This is a genomic window from Aeromonas popoffii (assembly GCF_037818705.1).
GTDB lineage: Bacteria > Pseudomonadota > Gammaproteobacteria > Enterobacterales > Aeromonadaceae > Aeromonas > Aeromonas popoffii.
Map to the genome: position 1 here is coordinate 4,197,229 of NZ_CP149129.1, position 22,772 is coordinate 4,220,000.

Annotated in this window: 13 protein-coding genes, 1 tRNA gene, 2 rRNA genes and 2 pseudogenes (1 of these 18 running past the window's edge); 9 read left to right on the top strand and 9 right to left on the bottom strand. The window is 61.3% G+C overall.

What is annotated here, in order from left to right; all coding sequences use genetic code 11:
• Positions 1 to 180: 180 nt before the first annotated feature.
• The 3 genes from putA to WJM78_RS19475 all read right to left on the bottom strand — a co-directional run bounded on the left by putA (position 181) and on the right by WJM78_RS19475 (position 5,257).
• The gene (putA, locus tag WJM78_RS19465; RefSeq protein WP_339011149.1) at positions 181 to 3,345 is read right to left on the bottom strand and encodes a bifunctional proline dehydrogenase/L-glutamate gamma-semialdehyde dehydrogenase PutA; all 3,165 of its coding nucleotides are present in this window, start codon (positions 3,343 to 3,345) and stop codon (positions 181 to 183) included.
• 331 nt (positions 3,346 to 3,676) lie between these two features.
• Positions 3,677 to 4,282, bottom strand: a complete 606-nt coding sequence (locus WJM78_RS19470) for a TIGR04211 family SH3 domain-containing protein (RefSeq protein WP_212513564.1) — start codon at positions 4,280 to 4,282, stop codon at positions 3,677 to 3,679.
• A 153-nt stretch (positions 4,283 to 4,435) separates the two neighbouring features.
• Complete coding sequence (locus WJM78_RS19475; protein WP_084204524.1) at positions 4,436 to 5,257, bottom strand: potassium channel family protein; 822 nt, start codon at positions 5,255 to 5,257, stop codon at positions 4,436 to 4,438.
• 33 nt (positions 5,258 to 5,290) lie between these two features.
• Here WJM78_RS19475 and WJM78_RS19480 point away from each other — a divergent pair, with 33 nt between their 5' ends.
• The 3 genes from WJM78_RS19480 to glnE all read left to right on the top strand — a co-directional run bounded on the left by WJM78_RS19480 (position 5,291) and on the right by glnE (position 10,230).
• Entirely contained in the window at positions 5,291 to 6,541 is a 1,251-nt protein-coding gene (locus WJM78_RS19480; RefSeq protein WP_339011153.1) for a methyl-accepting chemotaxis protein, read from the top strand.
• A gap of 166 nt (positions 6,542 to 6,707) precedes the next feature.
• On the top strand, positions 6,708 to 7,154 hold the full coding sequence (locus WJM78_RS19485; protein ID WP_339011155.1) for a GNAT family N-acetyltransferase: 447 nt from the start codon (positions 6,708 to 6,710) through the stop codon (positions 7,152 to 7,154).
• 190 nt (positions 7,155 to 7,344) lie between these two features.
• On the top strand, positions 7,345 to 10,230 hold the full coding sequence (glnE, locus tag WJM78_RS19490; protein ID WP_339011157.1) for a bifunctional [glutamate--ammonia ligase]-adenylyl-L-tyrosine phosphorylase/[glutamate--ammonia-ligase] adenylyltransferase: 2,886 nt from the start codon (positions 7,345 to 7,347) through the stop codon (positions 10,228 to 10,230).
• 330 nt (positions 10,231 to 10,560) lie between these two features.
• Here the strand turns inward: glnE and WJM78_RS19500 are convergent, their stop codons facing one another.
• Positions 10,561 to 12,714 carry an AsmA family protein gene (locus WJM78_RS19500; protein WP_339011159.1) on the bottom strand — a complete coding sequence of 718 codons (2,154 nt, stop codon included), beginning with the start codon at positions 12,712 to 12,714 and terminating at the stop codon, positions 10,561 to 10,563.
• A 193-nt stretch (positions 12,715 to 12,907) separates the two neighbouring features.
• Positions 12,908 to 15,055, bottom strand: a complete 2,148-nt coding sequence (locus WJM78_RS19505; RefSeq protein ID WP_339011161.1) for a prolyl oligopeptidase family serine peptidase — start codon at positions 15,053 to 15,055, stop codon at positions 12,908 to 12,910.
• Between the two features lie 280 nt (positions 15,056 to 15,335).
• Here WJM78_RS19505 and WJM78_RS19510 point away from each other — a divergent pair.
• The 6 genes and pseudogenes from WJM78_RS19510 to WJM78_RS19535 form a co-directional block, all read left to right on the top strand.
• A pseudogene (locus WJM78_RS19510) lies at positions 15,336 to 15,545 on the top strand (threonine synthase); the annotation flags it as partial.
• Entirely contained in the window at positions 15,542 to 16,207 is a 666-nt protein-coding gene (locus WJM78_RS19515) for an amino acid ABC transporter permease (protein ID WP_339011163.1), read from the top strand. The pseudogene WJM78_RS19510 and the gene WJM78_RS19515, both read left to right, overlap by 4 nt.
• A 92-nt stretch (positions 16,208 to 16,299) precedes the next feature.
• Positions 16,300 to 16,962: an amino acid ABC transporter permease gene (locus tag WJM78_RS19520; protein WP_339011165.1), complete on the top strand. Its 663-nt coding sequence runs from the start codon at positions 16,300 to 16,302 to the stop codon at positions 16,960 to 16,962.
• Positions 16,959 to 17,720 carry an amino acid ABC transporter ATP-binding protein gene (locus WJM78_RS19525; protein ID WP_339011166.1) on the top strand — a complete coding sequence of 254 codons (762 nt, stop codon included), beginning with the start codon at positions 16,959 to 16,961 and terminating at the stop codon, positions 17,718 to 17,720. Before WJM78_RS19520 ends, WJM78_RS19525 begins: the two co-directional genes overlap by 4 nt.
• Positions 17,717 to 18,553, top strand: coding sequence for a transporter substrate-binding domain-containing protein (locus WJM78_RS19530; protein WP_339011168.1), 837 nt, complete (start codon positions 17,717 to 17,719; stop codon positions 18,551 to 18,553). Before WJM78_RS19525 ends, WJM78_RS19530 begins: the two co-directional genes overlap by 4 nt.
• A 275-nt stretch (positions 18,554 to 18,828) precedes the next feature.
• A pseudogene (locus WJM78_RS19535) lies at positions 18,829 to 18,954 on the top strand (DNA-binding response regulator); the annotation flags it as partial.
• Positions 18,955 to 18,985: 31 nt separating this feature from the next.
• Here WJM78_RS19535 and WJM78_RS19540 read toward each other — a convergent pair.
• From WJM78_RS19540 to WJM78_RS19555, 4 genes are all read right to left on the bottom strand, one after another.
• Positions 18,986 to 19,480, bottom strand: coding sequence for an NUDIX hydrolase (locus WJM78_RS19540; RefSeq protein WP_212513554.1), 495 nt, complete (start codon positions 19,478 to 19,480; stop codon positions 18,986 to 18,988).
• 338 nt (positions 19,481 to 19,818) lie between these two features.
• Positions 19,819 to 19,895, bottom strand: a tRNA-Asp gene (locus tag WJM78_RS19545).
• Positions 19,896 to 19,993: 98 nt separating this feature from the next.
• Positions 19,994 to 20,108: ribosomal RNA gene (rrf, locus tag WJM78_RS19550) — 5S ribosomal RNA — on the bottom strand.
• A 122-nt stretch (positions 20,109 to 20,230) separates the two neighbouring features.
• Positions 20,231 to 22,772 (bottom strand): 23S ribosomal RNA (locus WJM78_RS19555); it runs 348 nt beyond the window's last position.

Below are 22,772 nucleotides of genomic sequence, written 5' to 3' on the forward strand. Positions count from 1 at the left end.
AGATGAGAATGGCTTGCCCGGCATGATGCACCGGACGCGGCCCGGTGAAAAGTGACGAGTCGCGACCATATTACGACCGCTTGGGCCCGCTGGCGACCCCAAGATGGCAGCCCGGGGGCAAGAGACGACCAATAGAAAGGCCGCCCGCAGGCGGCCTCAAGGTGTGGCTCCCAATGCCGATCAGGCATCGCCCATTGCCAGCAGGGAAGCGTTGCCGCCTACCGCAGTGGTGTTGATGGTGCGGGTCTTTTCGGTCACGAAGCGGCTAAGGTAGTGGGGGCCACCCGCCTTGGGACCGGTGCCGGAGAGCCCTTGCCCGCCGAACGGCTGCACCCCGACCATGGCGCCGATCTGGTTGCGGTTGATGTAGACGTTGCCCACGTTGATGCGGCTGGCCAGCTCCTCGGCATAGGATTCGTTGCGGCTGTGGATCCCCAACGTCAGGCCGTAGCCGGTGCCGTTGATATCTGCGATCACCTTGTCCAGATCCTTGGCGGCGTAACGCACCACGTGCAGGATGGGGCCGAACTGCTCCTTCACCAGCTCGCTGATGGAGCCGATTTCCAGCGCGGTCGGCTGCACGAAGTGGCCACCCAGGGTCACGGCCGGCATGGGTGCCTGAGCGATCAAGCGGGCGCGCGGGATCATGTGCCCCAGATGCGCGTCCAGCCCGGCCTTGGCATCAGCGTCGATGACCGGGCCGACGTCGGTATTGTGCTCGGCCGGATTGCCGACTTTCAGCTCCTGCAGGGCACCGGTCAGGATCTCCAGCACCCGCGGCGCGATTTCCTCCTGCAGGTAGAGCACCCGCAGGGCGGAGCAACGCTGACCGGCGCTCTGGAAGGCGGCGCTCACCACGTCGCGCACCACCTGCTCCGGCAGGGCGGTGGAGTCGACTATCATGGCGTTCTGGCCGCCGGTCTCGGCGATGAGCGGCAGGATGGCGCCATCACGTTGGGCCAGCGTCATGTTGATGAGCTTGGCAGTCTCGGTGGAGCCGGTGAAGCAGACGCCACCGATGCGGGCATCCGCCGTCAGCTTGGCCCCCACGCTAGCGCCATCACCCGGCAGCAGTTGCAGCACGTCACCCGGAATACCGGCCTGATGGGCCAGGGTCACCGCCAGATGGGCGATAAGGCCGGTCTGCTCCGCCGGTTTGGCGATAACGGTATTGCCGGTGGCCAGCGCCGCAGCGATTTGACCAAGGAAGATGGCCAGCGGGAAGTTCCACGGGCTGATGCAGACAAAGACGCCACGGCCCTGCAAGAACAGCTCGTTCTGCTCACCCGTGTAACCGGGCAGCAGGGTCGCCTGCCCCATCAGGCCACGGGCCTGCACCGCGTAGTAGCGGCAGAAATCCACCGCCTCGCGCACCTCGTCGATACCATCCTGCAGCAGCTTGCCCGCCTCGCGGGTACAGAGTGAGATGAACTGCTCGCGGTTCGCTTCCAGCAGATCTGCCAGCGTCTCCAGCGCGGCGGCGCGCTCGCTCACCGGGGTCTCGCGCCAGCGCGGGAAGGCAGCATGAGCGGAGGCCAGCGCCTGCTCCACCGCCTGCTCGTCGGCCCAGTGGATCTTGCCGACCGTCAGGCTCACGTCCTGCGGGCTCAGCACTGTGCGGGCGTCGCTGCGCTTGAGGGTCTCCCCATTGACAATGGGACCCGCCAGCCACTGCTTGCTCTCCAGCTCTTTCAACCTGGCGAAGAAGGGACGCTGGATGGCGACGATGTTCATGTTCACGCCGCTGGAGTTTTTACGGTCTGTGAACAGGTTCACCGGCTGCGGAATACGGTCATTGGCCAGGCTGCCATAGCGCTTCAGGGTGCGCAGCGGGTGCTCGGCCAGGCTGTCCACCGGGGTGTTGGGATCCACCAGCTTGTGGACGAAGGAGGTGTTGGCCCCGTTCTCCAGCAGGCGGCGCACCAGGTAGGGCAGTAAGTCCTTGTGGGCACCGACCGGCGCATAGATGCGGCAGTGCAGGCCGGGACATTCGCTGAGCACGGCGTTGTGCAGCTCCTCCCCCATCCCGTGCAGGCGCTGGAATTCAAACTGGCGATCGCCGGCCATCTCCAGGATGCTGACCACGGTATTGGCATTGTGGGTAGCAAACTGGGGGGAGATGAAACCGCGGGTCGGCTCGCTCAGCAGGTAGCGGGCGCAGGCGAGGTAGGAGATGTCGGTACCCGCCTTGCGGGTAAACAGCGGGTAACCGGGCAGACCGGCCTGCTGGGCATATTTCAGCTCGCTGTCCCAGTAGGCCCCTTTCACCAGCCGCACCGGGATCAGATCCCCCTGCTCGCGGGCCAGCCCCGTCAACCAGCAGAGCACCGGCAGGGCGCGCTTGGAGTAAGCCTGCACCACCATGCCGAGCTTGCCCCAGCCGCGGTTGGCCTCGGAGCGGTAGAGCTGCTCGAAGAGATCCAGCGACAGCTCGAGGCGGTCCATCTCCTCGGCATCGATGCTGATGGCCACGTCCTTGTCACGGGCCAGACGCACCAGCCCCACCAGTCGCTCGCTCATCTCGCCGAGCACCCGCTCGCGGTTCGCCACGTCATAGCGCGGATGCAGCGCCGACAGCTTGATGGAGATGGACGGGGCCGGGCCGCCGTCGCTGATGCGCTCATTGCCGACCGCCTCGATGGCGCGCTGGTAGTCGCCGAAATACTTGTCCGCATCGGCCAGGGTCAGGGCGGATTCCCCCAGCATGTCATAGGTGTGGGTGTAACCCTTCTCCCGGGACTTGCGGCTCGCCTTCAGGGCCTCCTTCATGTCACGCCCCAGCACGAACTGCTTGCCCATGATCTTCATGGCGGCATACATGGCGGAGCGCACCACGGGCTCACCCAGCTTGTTGACCATGCGGCCAAGCATGTTGGCCGGATTGCCGTCCAGCTTCTTGTCGAGCTTGATGATCTTGCCGGTCAGCATCAGCCCCCAGGTGGAAGCATTGACCAGGGTGGAGTCGCTCTTGCGAAAATGGGAGGACCAGTTGGCACCGGAGAGCTTGTCCTTGATCAGGGCGTCGGCGGTCTCGGCATCGGGAATGCGCAACAATGCCTCGGCCAGGCACATCAGTATGATCCCCTCCTGCGTATCCAGGCTGTACTCCTGCAGGAAGGCGTCGATGCCATCGCCCGATCCACTCTCCTTGCGTACCTTGGTCACCAGGGTACGGGCGCGCTGGGTCACCCGCTCCAGCGAGGCACCATCCCCCGGCAACATGGCAGAGAGCTCCGCCAGATAGGCATTCTCATCCACCACATAATTCTGGGTAATGGCTTCGCGCAGGGCGGCCAGATCGGAGGGAAGGTAGTCAGCAGCAAGAACTTGAGTGGCTTTGAACATATGGGGTCTTCCTGTACGCCCGCAGGCTATGTCGACGAAGGCGGCCGTGCCGCCGAAACGCCGACAATGTATACAATATCAACCGATAGATGAAATGAAATTGTTGCCTGACATTAACAAATATCGCTAATTGGCTCAATTGGCGCACATTAAAGCCGAGGGGTTGGCGAGGCGGGTAATTTCACTGCCTTATTTTGTATACAATTTTATGCAGGGCAAAAAAGAAGGTCGCTATTGCGACCCTTCTTCATCCGACCGACAGAAACGGTCCGTTTGTCCTGCTTCACCACGGCTGCCACGACAGGGCAGAACCTGGGTAGCAGCATGCAAATCAGTTCATCCAGCGTTCGCCACGACTGCGACGACGGGGCAGCATGGGGAGCAATATGCCAAGCAATATGCCGCCACCCACCATGGCACCACCGCGGATGAACCAGTCCATCTGCATGTCGTGCTCCTGGTTGTCATAGCTCTGGGTCAGGGCGTCGTTCTGCTCCTTTAGATTCCCCATCTCTTCGCTCTGGCTGGCGAGCTGGGTCTTCAGGCTGGCGATCTCCTTGCTCTGCTCGGCGATCTGACCATCCTTCTCGGTGAAGCGCTGCTCATTGTCACCGTTGAGGTTTTGCAGGCGAGCCTTGAGCTCTTCCAGCTCTTTCTGAACCTGGGGCAGGCGCTCGCGCAGGCTGATCTCACTCTGCAGCTCGCTGTTCTTGATCCAGCCATCGCGGCCACGCCCGTCCACCACCTGGGTAAAACCAGCCTCGTTGTTCACCGCCTTGACTTCGAGCGGTTCACCCGCCTTGACGCTGCCGAGGATCCGGTACTGGGTACCCGGACCGTTGTGGATAAAGGTAGAGATGTTGTCTGAGACATAACGGGTATCGGCCAGTGCCTGTTGGGCACATAAGCAGATCAGGATCCCGAGAAGGGCGCGCATGGTCGATCGATTCTCTTCATTTGGTTAGATGACTGGCCGAATGTTAAGCCGCCTGCGGGTCAAAGGACAAGCAAAGAAAAACGCCGCCCCCCGAGCTGAGAGCTGGCTCGCAACTTGTCCCCTCCCCCATGCGACCATTCCAGACGCCGGAGGCTACTTCTGTTTCAGCGCCTTCACCTCGGCGGACAAGGCGCGCAGCTCCTGCAGCAGCAGCTCATGCTGGGCACTCTGGTGATGCCGCCACTTCTCCAGTTCGTCATCCCTCCGTCCCGGCTGCAGAAACAGGCTGGCCATGAAGCCACTGATGGCACCGAACAGACCGACCCCGAACAGGATCAGCAGACTGGCGACGAAGCGTCCCTGCTCCGTCTTGGGCACCAGATCGCCGTAACCCACGGTAGAGAGTGTCACCAGGGTCCACCAAAAGGCGTCGTAAGGGGTCTGTATCAGGCTGCCGGGCTGACCCGATTCGATCAGATATATGACGCCCGACCCCATCCCCAGCAGCAGGAAAAACAGAAACAAGATCCCCGAGAGGGTGGTCTCGTTGCGTTCGCGGCGGAACATGCCGAGCAGATCCGGCTGCTTGCGCAACAGCTGATAGACCCGCCACAGCTGGATCAAGCGCGCCCAGCGTAGCTGTTCCACCATGGGCAGACTGCCCGGCAGATAGAACCAGTTCGCCTTGAAAAAGGCCATCTTGTCGCTGGCTCGCACCCAGCCATAAGCGAAGTGGGCGAGGAAGAAATAGCAGATCAGACTGTCGACGTCATAAAAGAGCTGCAGTGTCTGGGAGGGCCACTCCGAGTAGCCCCACCAGCGGGCGCAAACCAGCGCAACGGAGATCACCGACAGAAACGCCATCAGCAGATCCATGGCGCGCAGGTGAGTTAAGTGATGTCGCATACATTTTCCGACTTTAGGCACAGTACAAATGAATAAAAGAGAAGATAATGCCGATAGTCCTGAGGGCAAAGGAAAAAACGGCTTTTAAAAAGGAGAATGGCAATGCAGTTGAACCTGCTGGAGAAAAGAATGAGCAACATCCGGCTGATACCCAAAGTGGTACTGCTCATGGTGTTCAGTACTGTGTTGTTGCTCATCAAGCTCTGGTTTGACGCCAGCATTCTGGAAACCACCCTGCTGAGCGAGGGCATAGATGCCGACAAGGCCAATGCCATTGCCGATCGCCTGCTCTGGACCGGGGTGATGGAAACCGCCGTGATGGGGGTCATCTTCGTGGTACTGCTGCTAACCGGCTCCCGTCTCATGGTCAAGCAGGTGCACTACCTGGTGGGCCTGCTGGAACGCTTCGCCCACAAGGATCTGAGCCACAAGGTGCTGCTCAAGTCCCGCGACGAGTTCGGCGACATCGCCAAGGCGGTGGCCCACTCGCAGGAAAACCTCAAGCAGGTATTCGGCACCCAGCGCGTCGCTTGCAAGGAGCTCAACGACATCGCCTCCCAGGTCACCCTTTGCATGGAAGAGGCCAACGAGGCCATCAGCGAGGAGTTCACCCAGATAGAACAGCTGGCCAGCGCCATGAGCCAGATGGTGGGCGCCATTCGCGAGGTGGCCGCCCACGCGGAGCAGGCCTCCCACGCCACCGCCGACACCAGCCTGCTGGCCGAAGAGGGCAGCCGCTGCGTGGCGGCTACCGTCAGCACCATAGATACCCTCTCCGGCAACATCCAGCGCTCCGCCACCGTGGTCAACGAGGTGGAGCAGGGAGTCGAACAGATTGGATCCGTCGTGGATACCATTCGCGGCATCTCGGAGCAGACCAACCTGCTGGCCCTCAATGCCGCCATCGAGGCTGCCCGCGCCGGTGAGGCGGGTCGCGGCTTTGCCGTGGTCGCGTCAGAGGTACGCGAGCTGGCGAACCGGGCCCAGGCCGCCACCGTCGAGATCCAGAAGATGATCGAACAGTTGCAGGGCAATGCCCGTCAGGCTGCCGAGTTGATGGCCAAGAGCGTGCAACAGGCCGACAAGGGGGTGGAGCAGGTGACCCAGGCCGGTGATCAGCTCGCCACCATAGTGCTGCGGGTACAGGGGGTGGCCGACATGAACCGCCACATCGCCGCCGCCTCCGAGCAGCAGAGCTCGGTGGCCGAAGAGATGAGCGGCAACCTGGAGCAGGTCAAGCAGGTGGTGGAAGGATCCGTGGTCGTCCTGCGGGAGCTGCAGGAAGCCTCCGAGCTGGTGGAACACCATAGCCAGACCCTGGATACCCATATCCAGGCTTTCAAACTGGCCTGACGGGCATTACCTCTCAGACCGGACACAGGAGCAAACGGCTCATCACCGCCAGACCCTGGACAGTACTCATCATCCAGGCTTTCAAACTGGCCTGAGACCGCGATTTGAGTAAACTGGAAGGCCCCGCGAGGGGCCTTTCTTATTCATGTCACGGCAAGGAGCCTGGATGCAGCACCCACAAGATCACTCCCAACTGGAGATCAGCGACGACAAGGGACGGCTCGACGTGCCCTTGATCTACCAATTTTTGTCCGAGGAGGCCTATTGGTGCCTCGGTATTCCACAGGCGACGGTACAGAGAGCCATCAACCACTCCCTCTGTTTCGGTGGCTACGTGGCAGGTCAGCAGGTGGCATTCGCCCGAGTCATCACCGACAAGGCCACCTTCGGCTATCTGGCGGATCTATTCGTGCTGCCCGCCCATCGTGGCCGGGGCCACAGCAAGACGCTGATGGCGGCTATCCTGGCTCACCCGCAATTGCAGGGACTGCGGCGCCTCAGCCTGGCTACGTCGGATGCTCACGGCCTCTATGCCGGTTTTGGCTTCGTGCCGCCGCGCAAACCGGCCAGCCTGATGGAAAAGTACGATCCCGAGATCTATCAGCGATCCTGACCAGAGATCGCAGCGCTCGCCGGTTCATGCCGTACACCCCTGCGCTGTGGCGTAGGGGTGAGACTGTGCACGGTGAGGGTACCTGCGACCAGCTCGCCCATCGCACTGTGCCGAGCCGCTCGACAGTGCTAGATTGGCTGCCAGCATTTTCATTCACCCTGCAGACCCGTTAACCACAAGGACGGCAACCGTGGCCCAGCATTTTGCTTCTCTCTTCACATCAATCACCTCTTTCCCGCCCTTGCTGCAAGAACAGGCCGAGCGCCAGTGGCAGCGGCTGGTCGAGCTGGCCCCCGACTATGGCAACCTGCCCGAGCCGGTTCGCCAGACCCTGCTGACCCTGCTGGGCCTCTCCGATTTTGTCGCCGATTCCCTCTTCAAACAGCCGGAGTTGCTGACACAGCTGCTCGCCTCCGGGGATCTGGAGCGGGCTGAACGCTGGCCCGCCTACCAGCGCGATCTGACCGCCCTGCTCGCCGAGGTGAATGATGAAGAGGCGCTCAAGCGCATCCTGCGCCAGTTCCGTCGCAGCCGCATGCTGGTGATCGCCTGGCGCGAGCTGCTGGGCCACGCCGCAGTGGAAGAGAGCTTTATCCATCTCACCAAGCTGGCGGATGCCCTCATCTGCTCCGCCCGCGACTGGCTCTACGCCAAACAGTGCAGCGAGCTGGGCACCCCGATGGACGGCAATGGCAACCCGCAGCCGCTGCTCATTCTCGGCATGGGCAAGCTGGGCGGGGGCGAGCTCAACTTCTCCTCGGATATCGACCTTATCTTCACCTTCCCCGAGAACGGCTACACGGTCGGCGGGCGGCGCGAGCTGGCTAACCAGCCCTTCTTCATCAAGCTGGGCCAGCGGCTGATCAACGCCCTGCACCAGCCCACCCAGGATGGTCAGGTGTTCCGGGTCGATATGCGGCTGCGCCCCTTCGGCGACGCGGGGCCGCTGGCCATCTCTTTTGCCGCCATGGAGGATTACTACCAGCACCACGGCCGCAACTGGGAGCGCTACGCCATGGTCAAGGCACGGGTGCTGGGGTCCCAGTGTGCGCACGCGGTCGAGCTGGCCGAGATGTTGCGCCCCTTCGTGTTTCGCCGCTATATCGACTTTGGCGTCATCGACGGCCTGCGCCAGATGAAGGCGATGATCGCCGCCGAGGTGCGCCGCAAGGGGCTGGAGGGCAACATCAAACTTGGGGCTGGCGGCATTCGCGAGGTGGAGTTTATCGCCCAGGCGCTGCAACTTATTCGCGGTGGTCGTGAGCCTGCGCTGCGGGTGCGCCACCTGCCGGAGTCACTGGCCGCCATCGCCCGGTGCGGCGCCCTCGAATCCGCCCATTGCGACCGCTTGCTGGATGCCTATCGCTTCCTGCGCCGGGTGGAGAACATCCTGCAGGAGATCGGCGATCAGCAGACCCAGACCCTGCCGACCGAGGAGCGGGATCGCCAGCGGCTGATCGCTGCTCTGGGTTTTGGCGACTGGGGCGCCTTTATGGCCCATCTGGATGAGGAGATGGCGGCCGTCCATCAGGAGTTCGCCGCCGTGGTGGGGGAAGAGAAAGAGGCCCCCGCCCATCTGGAGCAGCTCTGGCTCGATCTGTGGCGCACCGAGCTCGATGCCGCCGAGCTGGAAAAACTGCTGACCGCGCAGGGGGTGGCCGAGCCCGCCCCGCTCTGCGCCGCGCTGCTGCGTTTCAAGGAGGAGTACAAGCGCCGTCAGATCGGGCCGCAGGGGCGCATCGCGCTGGACTGGCTGATGCCGGAGCTGCTGCGACTGGTGGTGGCCAGTGAGCAACCCGCCCGCCTGTTCGAGCGGGTGTGCGCGCTGCTGGCCCGCATCTTCACCCGCAGCGCCTATCTGCAGCTGCTGGCGGAAAACCCGGGTGCCCTGCGCCAGCTGGTACGGCTGTGTGATGCCAGCCATCTGGTGAGCGAGCAGCTGGCCCGCTACCCCATCCTGCTGGACGAGCTGCTCGACCCCCAACACCTCTACCACCCCACCCCGCTCGATCAGTACAAGCCCCAACTGCGCCAGTTCCTGCTGCGCATTCCCGAAGAGGATGTGGAGCAGCAGATGGAGGCGCTGCGCCAGTTCAAGCAGGTGCAACTGCTGCGCATCGTGGCAGCCGACATCGCCGGCGCCCTGCCGCTGATGAAGGTGAGCGACCACCTCACCTGGCTGGCGGAGGCGATCACCGAAGAGGTGGTCAATCAGGCGTGGGCCCAGATGAGCGAACGCTACGGGGTGCCGCCCGAGGTGGCGTTAAGCGGCCAGCGCGGCTTTGCGGTGGTGGCCTATGGCAAGCTGGGCGGCATTGAGCTCGGCTACGGCTCGGATCTCGATCTCGTCTTCCTGCACGGCGGCGATCCCAACAGCTATACCGATGGCCGCAAACCCATCGACAGCCGCCAGTTCTACCTGCGCCTCGCCCAGCGGATCCTGCATCTGTTCAGCACCCGCACCCCGTCCGGGATCCTCTACGAGATCGACATGCGGCTGCGCCCCTCCGGCGATTCCGGCCTGCTGGTCTCGTCACTGTCGGCCTATGAGCAGTATCAGCAAAACGAAGCCTGGACCTGGGAGCATCAGGCGCTGGTGCGGGCCCGACCCATCTATGGCGATGACACCATCGTTGCCGAGTTTGCCCGCATCCGCCGCGATGTGCTGGCCAACGCGCGGGAGCTGCCGACCCTGGCCCGCGAGGTGCGCGAGATGCGCCACAAGATGCGGGATCACCTGCTCAAGGCGGGGGCCGGCGAGTTCGACCTCAAGCAGTCCCCCGGCGGCATGGTGGATATCGAATTTATCGCCCAGTATCTGGTGCTGGCCCACGCCTGCGGCGAGCCCGAGGTGCTGACCCGCTGGTCCGATAACGTGCGCATCTTCGACGAGTGCGTGCTGGTGGGCGTACTCACACTGGAGCAGGCGGAAGGGCTGAAACATGCCTATCTGGAGATCCGTAACCTCGGCCATCGCCTCAACCTCTCGGAGATCTCCCGCAAGGTGAGCGACGACCAGTTACTGACCGAACGGGGCCATGTGCTGGCGGTCTGGCAACTGCTGCTGGGGGAGTGAGATACCACACTGCCGGATCAACGAGAAAGGGGCGCTTGGGCGCCCCTTCTTCATCCAGATATCAGCGGTAGCATCAAGCGCTATCGCCCCCCGGCAAGGTCGATGAAGGTGCCGGTGACGTAGGAGGCATCGTCCGACAACAACCACGCAATCGCGGCGGCCACCCGTGATCAGCACATGTTTGTTCATGGACGCTCCTTGTTCACTGTCTCTCTGACTGACCCGGATAGTACCCCATCTTTGATGGCAAAGCCGCGCTCCGACACCTTGCTGGCCTGCAGCAAAGAGCCCGCACTGGGCGGGCTCTGAATGATAATGAAAGGGGAATAACTACCTGAACAACCCCTTGAGCAGTTGATCGGCCACTCCCCTGACGCCTTCGCTGTCAGCCTTGTCACCCAGCAATTTTTTCAGGCCACGCTCGGCCTCCTTGCGGGCCTTCTCCTCCAGTAGCTTGTTGTTGCCGAGCAGCGCCTTCACGTCGAGCCGGTAGCTGGGCGCCTGCCAGCGGCCACCGATGCGCACCGGTATGGTGATCTCTTTGAGCTCATCCACATCCTTGCCGCCCTGGCCCTTGCTGCTCTCGACGATGGAGGTGAGGAACAGGAAATCCAGGGTTTCCGGCACCAGGGCTGTCTGACCCTCGCCTTTCACCCGCAGGGCCGGAGCAAACAGCTGGATGTCGTCGGTACGGGCCACGCCGTTGGCAATATGGAAGCTGGCGGTGAAGGTGCTGAAGTCGGTCTTGCGAGCCTCTTTGACCTGCTCGACCCCCTTGCCGGTCAGGGTAGCCCGCGCCTCGCGGATCATCTCCGCCAGGTTGATGCCGTGCAGGGCACCATCGCTCAGCTTGAGGCTTACCTTGCCCTGCATCTGGCTGCGCAGCGCCTGCTCAGACAAGCCACGGCCCTGCACCTCGACCTCGAGATCCCCCTTGCCCTCGAGCAGATCGCTCTGGGCCAGAGTTTGCAGCAACGGGTGCACATTCACCCCCTGCACCCGCTTGTGTATCTGGTAGCGGGCAGGTTGCTGACGGGCATCGAGCACGCCGTTTGCAGTTACCTGACCACCGGCCACGCCGGCGCTGAACTGCTTGAGGCTGAGCTGGCCACCCGCCAACGCCAGTTGCAGATCGACGGCGCTCAAGTCCAGTCCCTTCAGCCGCAGGCTGCCCAGTTGCAGCCGACCGGCCAGATCAAACGCCTTGAGCGCGCTCAGATCAGGCTCCAGCGCCGACAGCGCCTGGGCCACCTTGGCGGGGGATGTGCCCTTGTCTGCCGTCTTCACGGGCGCCGAAGGGGTCGACGCTGCGGCCTGGGCCGCTGCCGGTTTGCCGAGCCAGGCGTCGAGATCCAGCTTCTCCCCCTTGAGGTCGAACTCAACCCCGGGCACGGCCCCGAGCCGCACCACCCCCTCCCCGCGCAGCAATGTCTTGTCGGCATCCAGCACCAGCTTGCTCAGGGTGATGGTCTGCTTGTCGAGCTCGGCGCGGGCAAAGCCAGCCAGCTTGAGATCCAGTTGCGGGCGCGGCAGGGCCGAGCCTTGCAGCTTGGCGGCCAGTACCGCATCCGACACATCCAGCAGTTGCTGTCCCTGATCGAGCCGCGCCTTGAGAGTCCCCTCCAGGGTGCCGGCCAGGGTCGGTTTGTCCGCAGCCCCCTGTGCGCCGCTCAGGTTCAAAGTGAGGCTGCTCCACTGCCCCAGTGCCATCCGGTCAGCCTTGAGGGAGAAAGCATCGAGCCGCTGCGTCGGCGCACTCAGGCTGCCGCTCATGCTGAGATCCTTGAGTTCGCTGGCTGTTGCCTCCCGGGCCAGCTTGAGTCGAGCCTGCCCCTTGATATCGAAAGCAAGATCCCCGCGTGCCCCCCTGGCGGCCAGGGTCACCGGCACCCACTGATCCACCGCCAGCTGACCCAGGTTGAGATCGAGCTGCTCGAGGCGGGAAATGGTACCGTCGCGATCGTCCTGCAGCAGGGCACTGGCCTGTTCCAGCACCACACCCTGCAGGCTGATCTGCCAGGTCTGGCCATTGCTCGCAGGGGGCTGGCTCTGGCCACCTGGCGCGGGCTCGCTGCCCTTTGCCGACTCAGGGGCCTTGACGAGATCGCTCAGGTTGGAGCTGCCATCGGCTTTGGTCTGGATGAAGAGGTGCGCCCCGTTCAGCGTTACCTCGCCAATCTCCAGCCGGTGGGAGAGCAGCGGCAGCACGGCTACCGAGGCCTGCCCCCGCTCGAAGCGCACCAGATCCGGCTCGGCAAAACCGGCCGGGTTGCGAAGCGCCACCTTCTCGAGGGAGAGGCCCAGGCTTGGCCAGAAACGCCAGCCGATATCCCCTTGTATCACCAGCTCGCGGCCCGTGCTCTTGCGCACCTGATCCACCAGCTGGGGCTTGAACTGATTGGGGTCAATCAGGCTCACCAGAGCGACTATCGATACCAGGGCGGCCAGCGCAAGCCCCAGCAGTATGTAAATGATCTTCTTCACGATGGACTCCTTGAATACTGATCCTGTGACTGACTATACCACCGGGGGCGCGGCGGATGACCTCCGTCGCCCGAAACCGGATCGCGGCGAGACAGGGATGGTCGCACCGCCGGAGGCTGACAAAGAAAAGGGCCCCGCAGGGCCCTGATCTCGCGGGGTGACCGGCAGTTGCCAGTAGCCTATCTCGCCTGGGTCATGGTTGGCGCGGCAGTTGCCGGTAGCCCATCTCATGAAGTGTAAAGGCGTAGATATCCGCACTCTGCTCGATCAGCTTGGCCACCGGCGTGCCCGCCCCGTGCCCGGCATTGGTTTCGATGCGAATGAGCTGGGGGTGGGGCCCCGCGTTGTCGGCCTGCAGGGTGGCTGCAAACTTGAAGGAGTGGGCTGGCACCACACGGTCGTCGTGATCCGCCGTGGTCACCATGGTCGAGGGATAGCTGACCCCGGCCCGGATGTTGTGCAGCGGCGAGTAGTTCTTCAGATAGTCGAACATGGCCTCGCTATCGGCACTGGTGCCATAGTCGTAGGCCCAGCCCGCCCCGGCGGTAAAGGTGTGATAGCGCAGCATGTCGAGCACCCCCACAGCAGGCAGGGCGACCCGCATCAAATCCGGGCGCTGGGTCATGACGGCCCCCACCAGCAGGCCGCCGTTGGATCCGCCTCTGATAGCCAGCCGGTCCGTGCGGGTGTAACCCTCGGCCTTGAGGTACTCGGCCGCGGCGATGAAGTCGTCGAACACGTTCTGCTTGTTCATCTGGGTGCCCGCCAGGTGCCAAGCCTGGCCGTACTCGCCACCGCCACGCAGGTTGGCCACCGCATAGACGCCCCCCAGATCCAGCCAGTTGGCGACCGAGACGCTGAAGCTCGGGGTCAGGCTCACGTTGAAGCCGCCATAGCCGTAGAGGATGGTCGGATTGCTGCCGTCGAGCTTGAGCCCCTTGCGGTAGCTGATGATGAGCGGCACCCGGGTGCCATCCTTGCTCAGGTAGAAACGCTGCTCGGAGACGTAATCCTCCGGTTTGAAGGGGGCAGCCGAGGCGCGATAGAGGCTGATTGCCCCGCTGTTGGGCTCGAACTTGTAGAGGGTGGGCGGCTGGGCATAGTTCTCGAAGCCGAAGTAGAGCGCGGGATCATCGTGCTTGCCGTTGAAACCGCTCACGCTGCCAAGCCCCGGCAGCGCCACCTCGCGCACCCGCTTGCCGTCATGGTCGAACTGCTCGATCCGGGCGGTGGCATCCACCATGTATTCGGCGAACAGGTAGCCGCTACCGCTGTGCACCGTCAGCACCTGCTGACGCTCCGGGATGAGATCGCGCCAATGTTCGGGGCCTGGGTTGCCCGCATCCACTGTCACCAGCCGGCGGTTGGGGGCATCCCGGTTGGTCAGCAGGTAAAGCGTGCTGCCCCGGTTGTCCACCAGGTTCACGTCTGCAGCCAGATCCCCCTGCACCGTCAGCAGTGGAGCCCCCTCCCGGGTCAAGTCCTTCACATAGAGGCGGTTGCCCGAGGTGGAGTTAGCCGCCGAGATGAGCAGGTAGCGATCATCCTCGGTCACGGTCGCCCCCACGTAACGGTGCTGCTGGGCCGGGATGGCGCCAAACACCAGCCGATCATCTTCCTGCGCCGTGCCGAGTCGGTGGAAGTAGAGCTTGTGCTGATCGGTCTTGGCCGACAGCTCGCTGCCATCCGGCTTGTCGTAGCTCGAGTAGAAGAAACCCTCGTTGCCAAGCCAGCTGATGCCGCTGAACTTCACGTCCCTGAGCGGCACCTCCAGTGGCTGCTTGCTCTCCACGTCCATCAGGTGGATCTCGCGCCAGTCGCTACCGGCCAGCGACAGGGAGTAGGCAAGCGTCTTGCCGTCACGGGAGAAGCTCAGCTGATCCAGTGCTGTGGTGCCATCGGGGCTGAGCAGGTTGGGATCGAGGAACACCTCGGCCGGCTTTCCCGCCAGCTGGCGCCACAAGACATGCTGGTTTTGCAGACCGTCGTTCTTGAAGAAGTAGTGATAACGCCCCTCGCGAAACGGCGCCCCCTCCTTGGCGTAATTCCAGGAGGCGGCCAGCTTGCCCTTGATGGCATCGCGAAACGGGATCTGTGCCAGATAATCCTGAGTCATCCGGTTCTGGACCCTGACCCAGGCCTCGGTCTCCGGGCTGCGATCATCCTCCAGCCAGCGGTAGGGGTCGGCCACGGCCTGACCGAAGTAGTGGTCCACCTGCTCGCTCTGGCGGGTGACGGGGTAGTGAAGGCGCGCTTTCCCTGACATGGCATCCTCTTTGGTTGACTGGCCGCTGCAGGCACTCAGCAGTGACAGGGCCAGCAGGCTGACAATGGCTCGCATCGATGCGGCTCCCTGCGGTGTCGGTGAAACAGGCAGGGTAACAAAGAGTGCCGGATGGCCCAACCCCCCAGAGGCTTGGCTGGCGAATACCCCCTGCGAACCGACACTGGCATGGGTGAGCGGAGTCATATGAATTTTTTCGCTTAAGTTTGCCACTTTATGTTGTTTGTTATCAGGCACTTTGGCCACAAGATGGAATAAGCAACTGACTTCGACGACTCATTCAGGATAACGCATGCCCTACAGCTACCTATCACATCTGCGTTGCAGCAAGACGGGCGAGATCCGCCAGCTCGCCTCTCAGGAGGGCCGCTTCGTCTGCCCGGAAGGGGCGGCCGCCTTCGCCGCTGCCCGCCAGTTGCGTGAAGCGGGCTGGATCCGGGAGGGTGAGCGGGTGGTGATGCTCAACACGGGGGCCGGCATCAAGTACCCGGACACCATCACTGTGTTGCCCCAACGGCTGCGCCGTGACGGGAGGATACCGGCATGACTTTCGACTGGGCGTTCATCCTCACCACACTGCCCGCATTTGGCAAGGCGGTCTGGGTCACCCTGCAGCTCGGCACCATAGTGATCTTCAGCTCGCTCACAGTGGCGTTGCTCAACGTGATCCTGCTGAGCCTGCACAAGCCGTCGCTCACGGCACTCATCCGCGCGTATGTGGAGCTGGCCCGCAACACACCACTGCTGATCCAGCTGTTCTTTCTCTATTTCGGGCTACCAGCGCTGGGGCTGTCGTTGTCAGGTTTCGCCACGGCGGTGATCGCCATGACCTTCCTCGGCGGTGGCTATCTGACCGAGGCGCTGCGTGCAGGCATTCAGGCGGTGCCCGCCAGCCAGCTGGAGGCGGGCCGGACCATCGGTCTCTCCCGCTGGCAGCTGCTGCGCCACGTGCAACTGCCCCAGGCCTGGCTTGCCAGCCTGCCCGCGCTGTTTGCCAACTTCATCTTTTTGCTGAAAGAGACCACGGTGGCCTCGGCAGTGGCGGTGCCCGAGTTGCTCTATACCACCAAGAATTACATCGCCCTCTACTACAAGACCTACGAGATGCTGGCGGTACTGACCCTGATGTGCGTGCTGATTTTTCTGCCGCTGTCCCTCGCCCTGCGAGTCGTTGAAAGGAGGCTGCAACATGGTCAGTTCGGTCACTGAGTCGCTTGAACGAGCATGGCTCCTGATGAGTGCGCCGAGCGCCCAGTCATCGTCATCACAGGCCCTGCGAGCCTCGAAAAGGAGGGTTCAGTATGGCCAGTCCGGTCACTGAGTTGTTGGCACAAGCGCTGCCACTGCTGGCGGTGGGCGCGGGCCAGACCCTCGCCATCTCGCTGCTCGCCATCCTGTTTGCCACCCTCGGCGGTGTCGCTTACGGCGTGCTGGCACAACAGGGCAGTCGGTTGGTTCGAGGACTGCTGCGCTGCTATCTCGAGCTGTTTCGGGTGGTGCCGGTGCTGGTATGGCTCTATCTCTTTTTCTTCGGGTTGCCGATCTTTTTCGGCCTCGATATCCCGGCCTTCTGGTGCGCCGTGCTGGTGCTCGCCCTCTGGGGCGCCAGCGAGGTGGGGGAAGTAGTGCGCGGTGGTCTGCGGTCGCTGGCCCGTGGTCAGCAAGAGGCCGGGCTGGCGCTCGGGCTCTCGACCTGGCAGCTCTATCGCCATGTGTTGCTGCCTCAGGCGTTGCAACGGCTGACGCCGCCGACCATCAACATCTACACCCGCATCATCAAGACCAGCTCGCTGGCGGTGCTGATCGGGGTGGTGGAGGTGATCAAGGTGGGCCAGCAGATCATCGAGCGCACCTACGCCTCGGTACTTATCTACGGTCTGCTGTTTCTGTTCTTTTTTCTGGTCTGCTATCCGCTCTCGCTCGCCTCGCGCCGGCTGGAGCAAAAATGGGGTAATGCGGTATGACACCTCTGCTTGAACTTAAGCTCGTCAGCAAACAATTCGGCCCAAATCTGGTACTGGATCAGGTCAGCCTCAGTGTGCGCGCCGGGGAGGTGATCGTCATCCTGGGGCCGAGCGGCTGTGGCAAGAGCACCTTGTTGCGCACCCTCAACGGGCTCGAGCCCATTCAGGGGGGCGAGATCCGCTTCGATGGTGCGCTGCTGGATGGCGCCACCGACTGGCAACGAGTGCGCCAGCGGATCGGCATGGTATTCCAGAGCTATCACCTCTTCCCCAACCTGACGGTGCTGGAAAACGTGCTGCTTGGCCCCTTGCAGGTGCAAAAACGGGAGCGGGCAGAGGCGCTGCTGCAAGCCGAGCAGTTGCTGACCCGCATCGGTCTGTGGGAACGACGCCATGACTATCCGTGCCAGCTCTCCGGTGGCCAGCAGCAGCGCATCGCCATCGTGCGGGCGCTGTGCGTGAACCCGCAGGTGATGCTGTTTGACGAGGTAACTGCCGCCCTCGACCCGGAGATGGTGCAGGAGGTGCTGGAAGTAATCCGCGATCTCGCCGGTAGCGGCATGACCCTGCTCATCGTCACCCACGAGCTGGCATTCGCCCGGGCGGTGGCGGATCGCATCGCCTTCATGGATGGCGGCCACATTCTGGAGCAGGCCGCGCCCCATCAATTCTTCGACAACCCCAGGAGCCAGCGTGCGCGCCAGTTCCTCGCCAAGTTTTCTTATACGAATGTCATCAAACGAAAGGAGTCAGCATGAAAAAAATCACCTCGGTTCTGTTTAGTGCTTTGCTGGGACTGGGTCTTGCCAGCGGCGTTGCCCATGCGGCGGACGGTTCCCTCGCCAAGATCAAGGCCCGTGACAAGCTCATCGTTGGCGTCTTCACCGACAAGCCGCCGTTTGGCTACGTGGACGAGAAGGGACGCTATGTCGGCTTTGACACTGATCTCGGCCGCCGCTTCGCCAAGGATCTGTTGGGGGATGAGAACAAGATCGAGTTCGTGGCGGTGGAGCCCGCCAGCCGCATCCCCTTCCTGCAGAGCGACAAGGTGGATCTGATCCTCGCCAATATGACAGTGACCCCGGAGCGGCGCGAGGTGGTGGATTTCACCCACCCGAACCTGCGAGTGGCGGTGCAGGTGCTGGTGCCGGAAGGGAGCCCGGCCAAGAAACTGGATGATCTGGCCAGCAAGACCCTGATCGTCACCACGGGCACCACGGCCGACATCTGGCTGACCCGCAATCATCCGGAGTGGAAGGTGCTCAAGTTCGAGAAGAATACCGAATCCTTGCAGGCTCTGACCCAAGGGCGCGGTGACGCCTACGCCCAGGACAATCTGGTGCTGTTCAGCTGGGCCAAGGAGAATCCGGGCTACCGGGTATTGCCCGAAAAATTGGGCTCGGAAGACCCGATCGCCCCGGCGGTGAAGAAGGGCAATATCGAGCTGCGTGACTGGGTCAACGACCGTCTCGCCAAGCTGGGTGAGGAGAAGTACCTGCTCGAGCTCTATGACCAATATGTGCGCGATCACTTAAGTGCCGATACCGATCCCAATGATGTGATAGTGGAAGGAGGAAAATGGCAGGGCTGAGCCAGCCTGGGTAAGCGCTGAGAGTGTGAAGTCTTGGTTCCGTTGGTCCGCAAACCGCAAGGTTTGACCTTTCAGGCGCCCCCTCGGGTGGCGCCTTTTTTTCGCATGCGAAAAAGAACCGGGCCACGGGGCGCGGTTGAAAACCCGCTCAGCGCGTGGTGTGTCGCCTCAATGACACTCTTCAGCGTCTTCGCGCATGTATGGGGTCCATCCTCGCCGCCCGCAGCGCCAGGAAGAAGCCGAACAGCACGCCGAGCAGGGGGGGCCTTGGCACCATGCAGAGCGAATACCTGGGCACCACCACCCATGTGCTAACCCGCAAGAGTGGCGTGCAGCACGCCCTCTCGGGCAATGATGCCGCCGTGGCGCTCGATATCATGCTGCCCGACCTCAATCGCGGCTAGGTACTGCGCCAGATCCCCGCCATCATACTCACCGCCTTTGCAGCTGGCCGATGGCCACGCCTGTGGATCGGAAGGCAAACTCGGTGGGTGAAAGGCCAGCCAGCTTGCGCCACTCGCAGGCAGCCACATCGTCGGCCGCAACGACGGCAGGCTTGTGTGCCAGTTCCAGCATGAAGACGGTATCGCAGGTGTGATAGACCACATCGTCATAGGGATAGACGTTGGCATAGGAGCCGACATAGCGAGGCACCTCTCTCCCCAGATCCAGCCCCAACTCCTCTTTCAGCTCCCTGACCAGCGCCTCCTCCAGCGACTCACCGGGATCGACAAAGCCGCCAGGCAGATCCAGTAATCCCTTGCCTGGGGCTCGCCCTCGCACCGCAACCAGCACTTCATCCTGCCAGCACAGCGCCACCATCACGGCCGACGCCACATTCTGGAAATAGTGGAAACCACAGCCACAGACGAACTCTTTCTCACTGCATTTTTGCAGCGATTTGATACCACAGCGCGGACAGAACATAGGGGCTAATATCCCATTTGAAACCAGAGGAGATTGTATGCCGACAACCTCGTCAAATGGAAAGACCTTGCGGAGCGTTGACAGTTAATATCGCCAAGAGGAAATGAAGTCAGTGGAACTGGCGAAAATACAGAACGAAAAAAGCCCGGTCGTTAGACTGGGCTTCTTGTTAGTGGCGGAGTGGACGAAGAGACGACCCCAGCTCAAGCACAAGAGACAACCGACAGGGACAGAGTCAAGAGTGGCAACCCTGCCAGGTGCCCCTCGCATCCTTATTCCCGTTCACAAATGCCAAAAAGCAAAAAGGCCTTCCCGATTGGGAAGGCCTTTCAATATATTGGCGGAGCGGACGGGACTCGAACCCGCGACCCCCGGCGTGACAGGCCGGTATTCTAACCAACTGAACTACCGCTCCGCTATTTGGTTAGCTTTTCGCTAAATCTTCTGCCGATTATCAGAGGTGTCATCCTCTCGGCCAATGACGTGATTCTTCACATCACTGTTTAATTGGGTGCCTGGCAGTGTCCTACTCTCGCATGGCGAATGCCACACTACCATCGGCGCTACCGCGTTTCACTTCTGAGTTCGGCATGGGATCAGGTGGTTCCACGGCGCTATGGCCGCCAGGCAAATTCTTAATCCAGAAAGCTGACGTGAGTAATGATGTTGCGCTTGGCTTATCACTATCACTGAATTAGGTAAGTAGTTCGTTCATTCGCTACAAGGCCAGAAACACTTCTTGGGTGTTGTATGGTTAAGCCTCACGGGTAATTAGTATGGGTTAGCTCAACACATCACTGCGCTTACACACCCCACCTATCAACGTTGTGGTCTCCAACGGCCCTTTAGGACCCTCAAGGGGTCAGGGATGACTCATCTCAGGGCTCGCTTCCCGCTTAGATGCTTTCAGCGGTTATCGATTCCGAACTTAGCTACCGGGCAGTGCCACTGGCGTGACAACCCGAACACCAGAGGTTCGTTCACTCCGGTCCTCTCGTACTAGGAGCAACTCCCTTCAATCATCCAACGCCCACGGCAGATAGGGACCGAACTGTCTCACGACGTTCTGAACCCAGCTCGCGTACCACTTTAAATGGCGAACAGCCATACCCTTGGGACCGACTTCAGCCCCAGGATGTGATGAGCCGACATCGAGGTGCCAAACACCGCCGTCGATATGAACTCTTGGGCGGTATCAGCCTGTTATCCCCGGAGTACCTTTTATCCGTTGAGCGATGGCCCTTCCATTCAGAACCACCGGATCACTATGACCTACTTTCGTACCTGCTCGACCTGTCCGTCTCGCAGTTAAGCTGGCTTATGCCATTGCACTAACCTCCTGATGTCCGACCAGGATTAGCCAACCTTCGTGCTCCTCCGTTACTCTTTGGGAGGAGACCGCCCCAGTCAAACTACCCACCAGGCACTGTCCGCGAGCCCGATTCAGGGCCCTGCGTTAGAACATCAAACATACAAGGGTGGTATTTCAAGGACGGCTCCAGCGCAACTGGCGTCACGCCTTCAAAGCCTCCCACCTATCCTACACATGTAGGTTCAATGTTCAGTGCCAAGCTGTAGTAAAGGTTCACGGGGTCTTTCCGTCTAGCCGCGGGTACACCGCATCTTCACGGCGAATTCGATTTCACTGAGTCTCGGGTGGAGACAGCATGGCCATGGTTACACCATTCGTGCAGGTCGGAACTTACCCGACAAGGAATTTCGCTACCTTAGGACCGTTATAGTTACGGCCGCCGTTTACCGGGGCTTCGATCAAGAGCTTCGCTTGCGCTAACCCCATCAATTAACCTTCCGGCACCGGGCAGGTGTCACACCCTATACGTCCACTTTCGTGTTTGCAGAGTGCTGTGTTTTTGATAAACAGTCCCAGCCATCTGGTCACTGCGACTCCCAACTGCTCCATCCGCAAGGGACTTCACTGTCAGGAGCGAACCTTCTCCCGAAGTTACGGTTCTATTTTGCCTAGTTCCTTCACCCGAGTTCTCTCAAGCGCCTTGGTATTCTCTACCCGACCACCTGTGTCGGTTTGGGGTACGATGACTTGTAATCTGAAGCTTAGAGGCTTTTCCTGGAAGCAGGGCATCAATGGCTTCACCACCGTAGTGGCTTCGTCTCGTGTCTCAGTGTTGTGTCTCCGGATTTGCCTAGAAACACCACCTACGCACTTTCACCAGGACAACCGTCGCCTGGCCCACCTAGCCTTCTCCGTCCCCCCATCGCAATTACAAGTCGTGCAGGAATATTAACCTGCTTCCCATCGATTACGCCTTTCGGCCTCACCTTAGGGGTCGACTCACCCTGCCCCGATTAACGTTGGACAGGAACCCTTGGTCTTCCGGCGAGGAGGCTTTTCACCCCCTTTATCGTTACTTACGTCAGCATTCGCACTTCTGATATCTCCAGCATACCTCTCGATACACCTTCGCAGACTTACAGAACGCTCCCCTACCACTCACACATAAGTGTGAATCCGCGGCTTCGGTGCCTGGTTTGAGCCCCGTTACATCTTCCGCGCAGGCCGACTCGACTAGTGAGCTATTACGCTTTCTTTAAATGATGGCTGCTTCTAAGCCAACATCCTAGCTGTCTGAGCCTTCCCACATCGTTTCCCACTTAACCAGAACTTTGGGACCTTAGCCGGCGGTCTGGGTTGTTTCCCTCTTCACGACGGACGTTAGCACCCGCCGTGTGTCTCCCGGATATTACTTACTGGTATTCGGAGTTTGCATGGAGTTGGTAAGTCGGGATGACCCCCTAGTCCAAACAGTGCTCTACCCCCAGTAGTATTCGTCCGAGGCGCTACCTAAATAGCTTTCGGGGAGAACCAGCTATCTCCGAGTTTGATTGGCCTTTCACCCCCAGCCACAGGTCATCCCCTAACTTTGCAACGTTAGTGGGTTCGGTCCTCCAGTTGATGTTACTCAACCTTCAACCTGCCCATGGCTAGATCACCCGGTTTCGGGTCTACACCTTGCAACTAGACGCCCAGTTAAGACTCGGTTTCCCTACGGCTCCCCTATACGGTTAACCTCGCTACAAAATGTAAGTCGCTGACCCATTATACAAAAGGTACGCAGTCACCCCGAAGGGCTCCCACTGCTTGTACGTACACGGTTTCAGGTTCTATTTCACTCCCCTCACAGGGGTTCTTTTCGCCTTTCCCTCACGGTACTGGTTCACTATCGGTCAGTCAGGAGTATTTAGCCTTGGAGGATGGTCCCCCCATATTCAGACAGGATGTCACGTGTCCCGCCCTACTCGATTTCACTTCAAG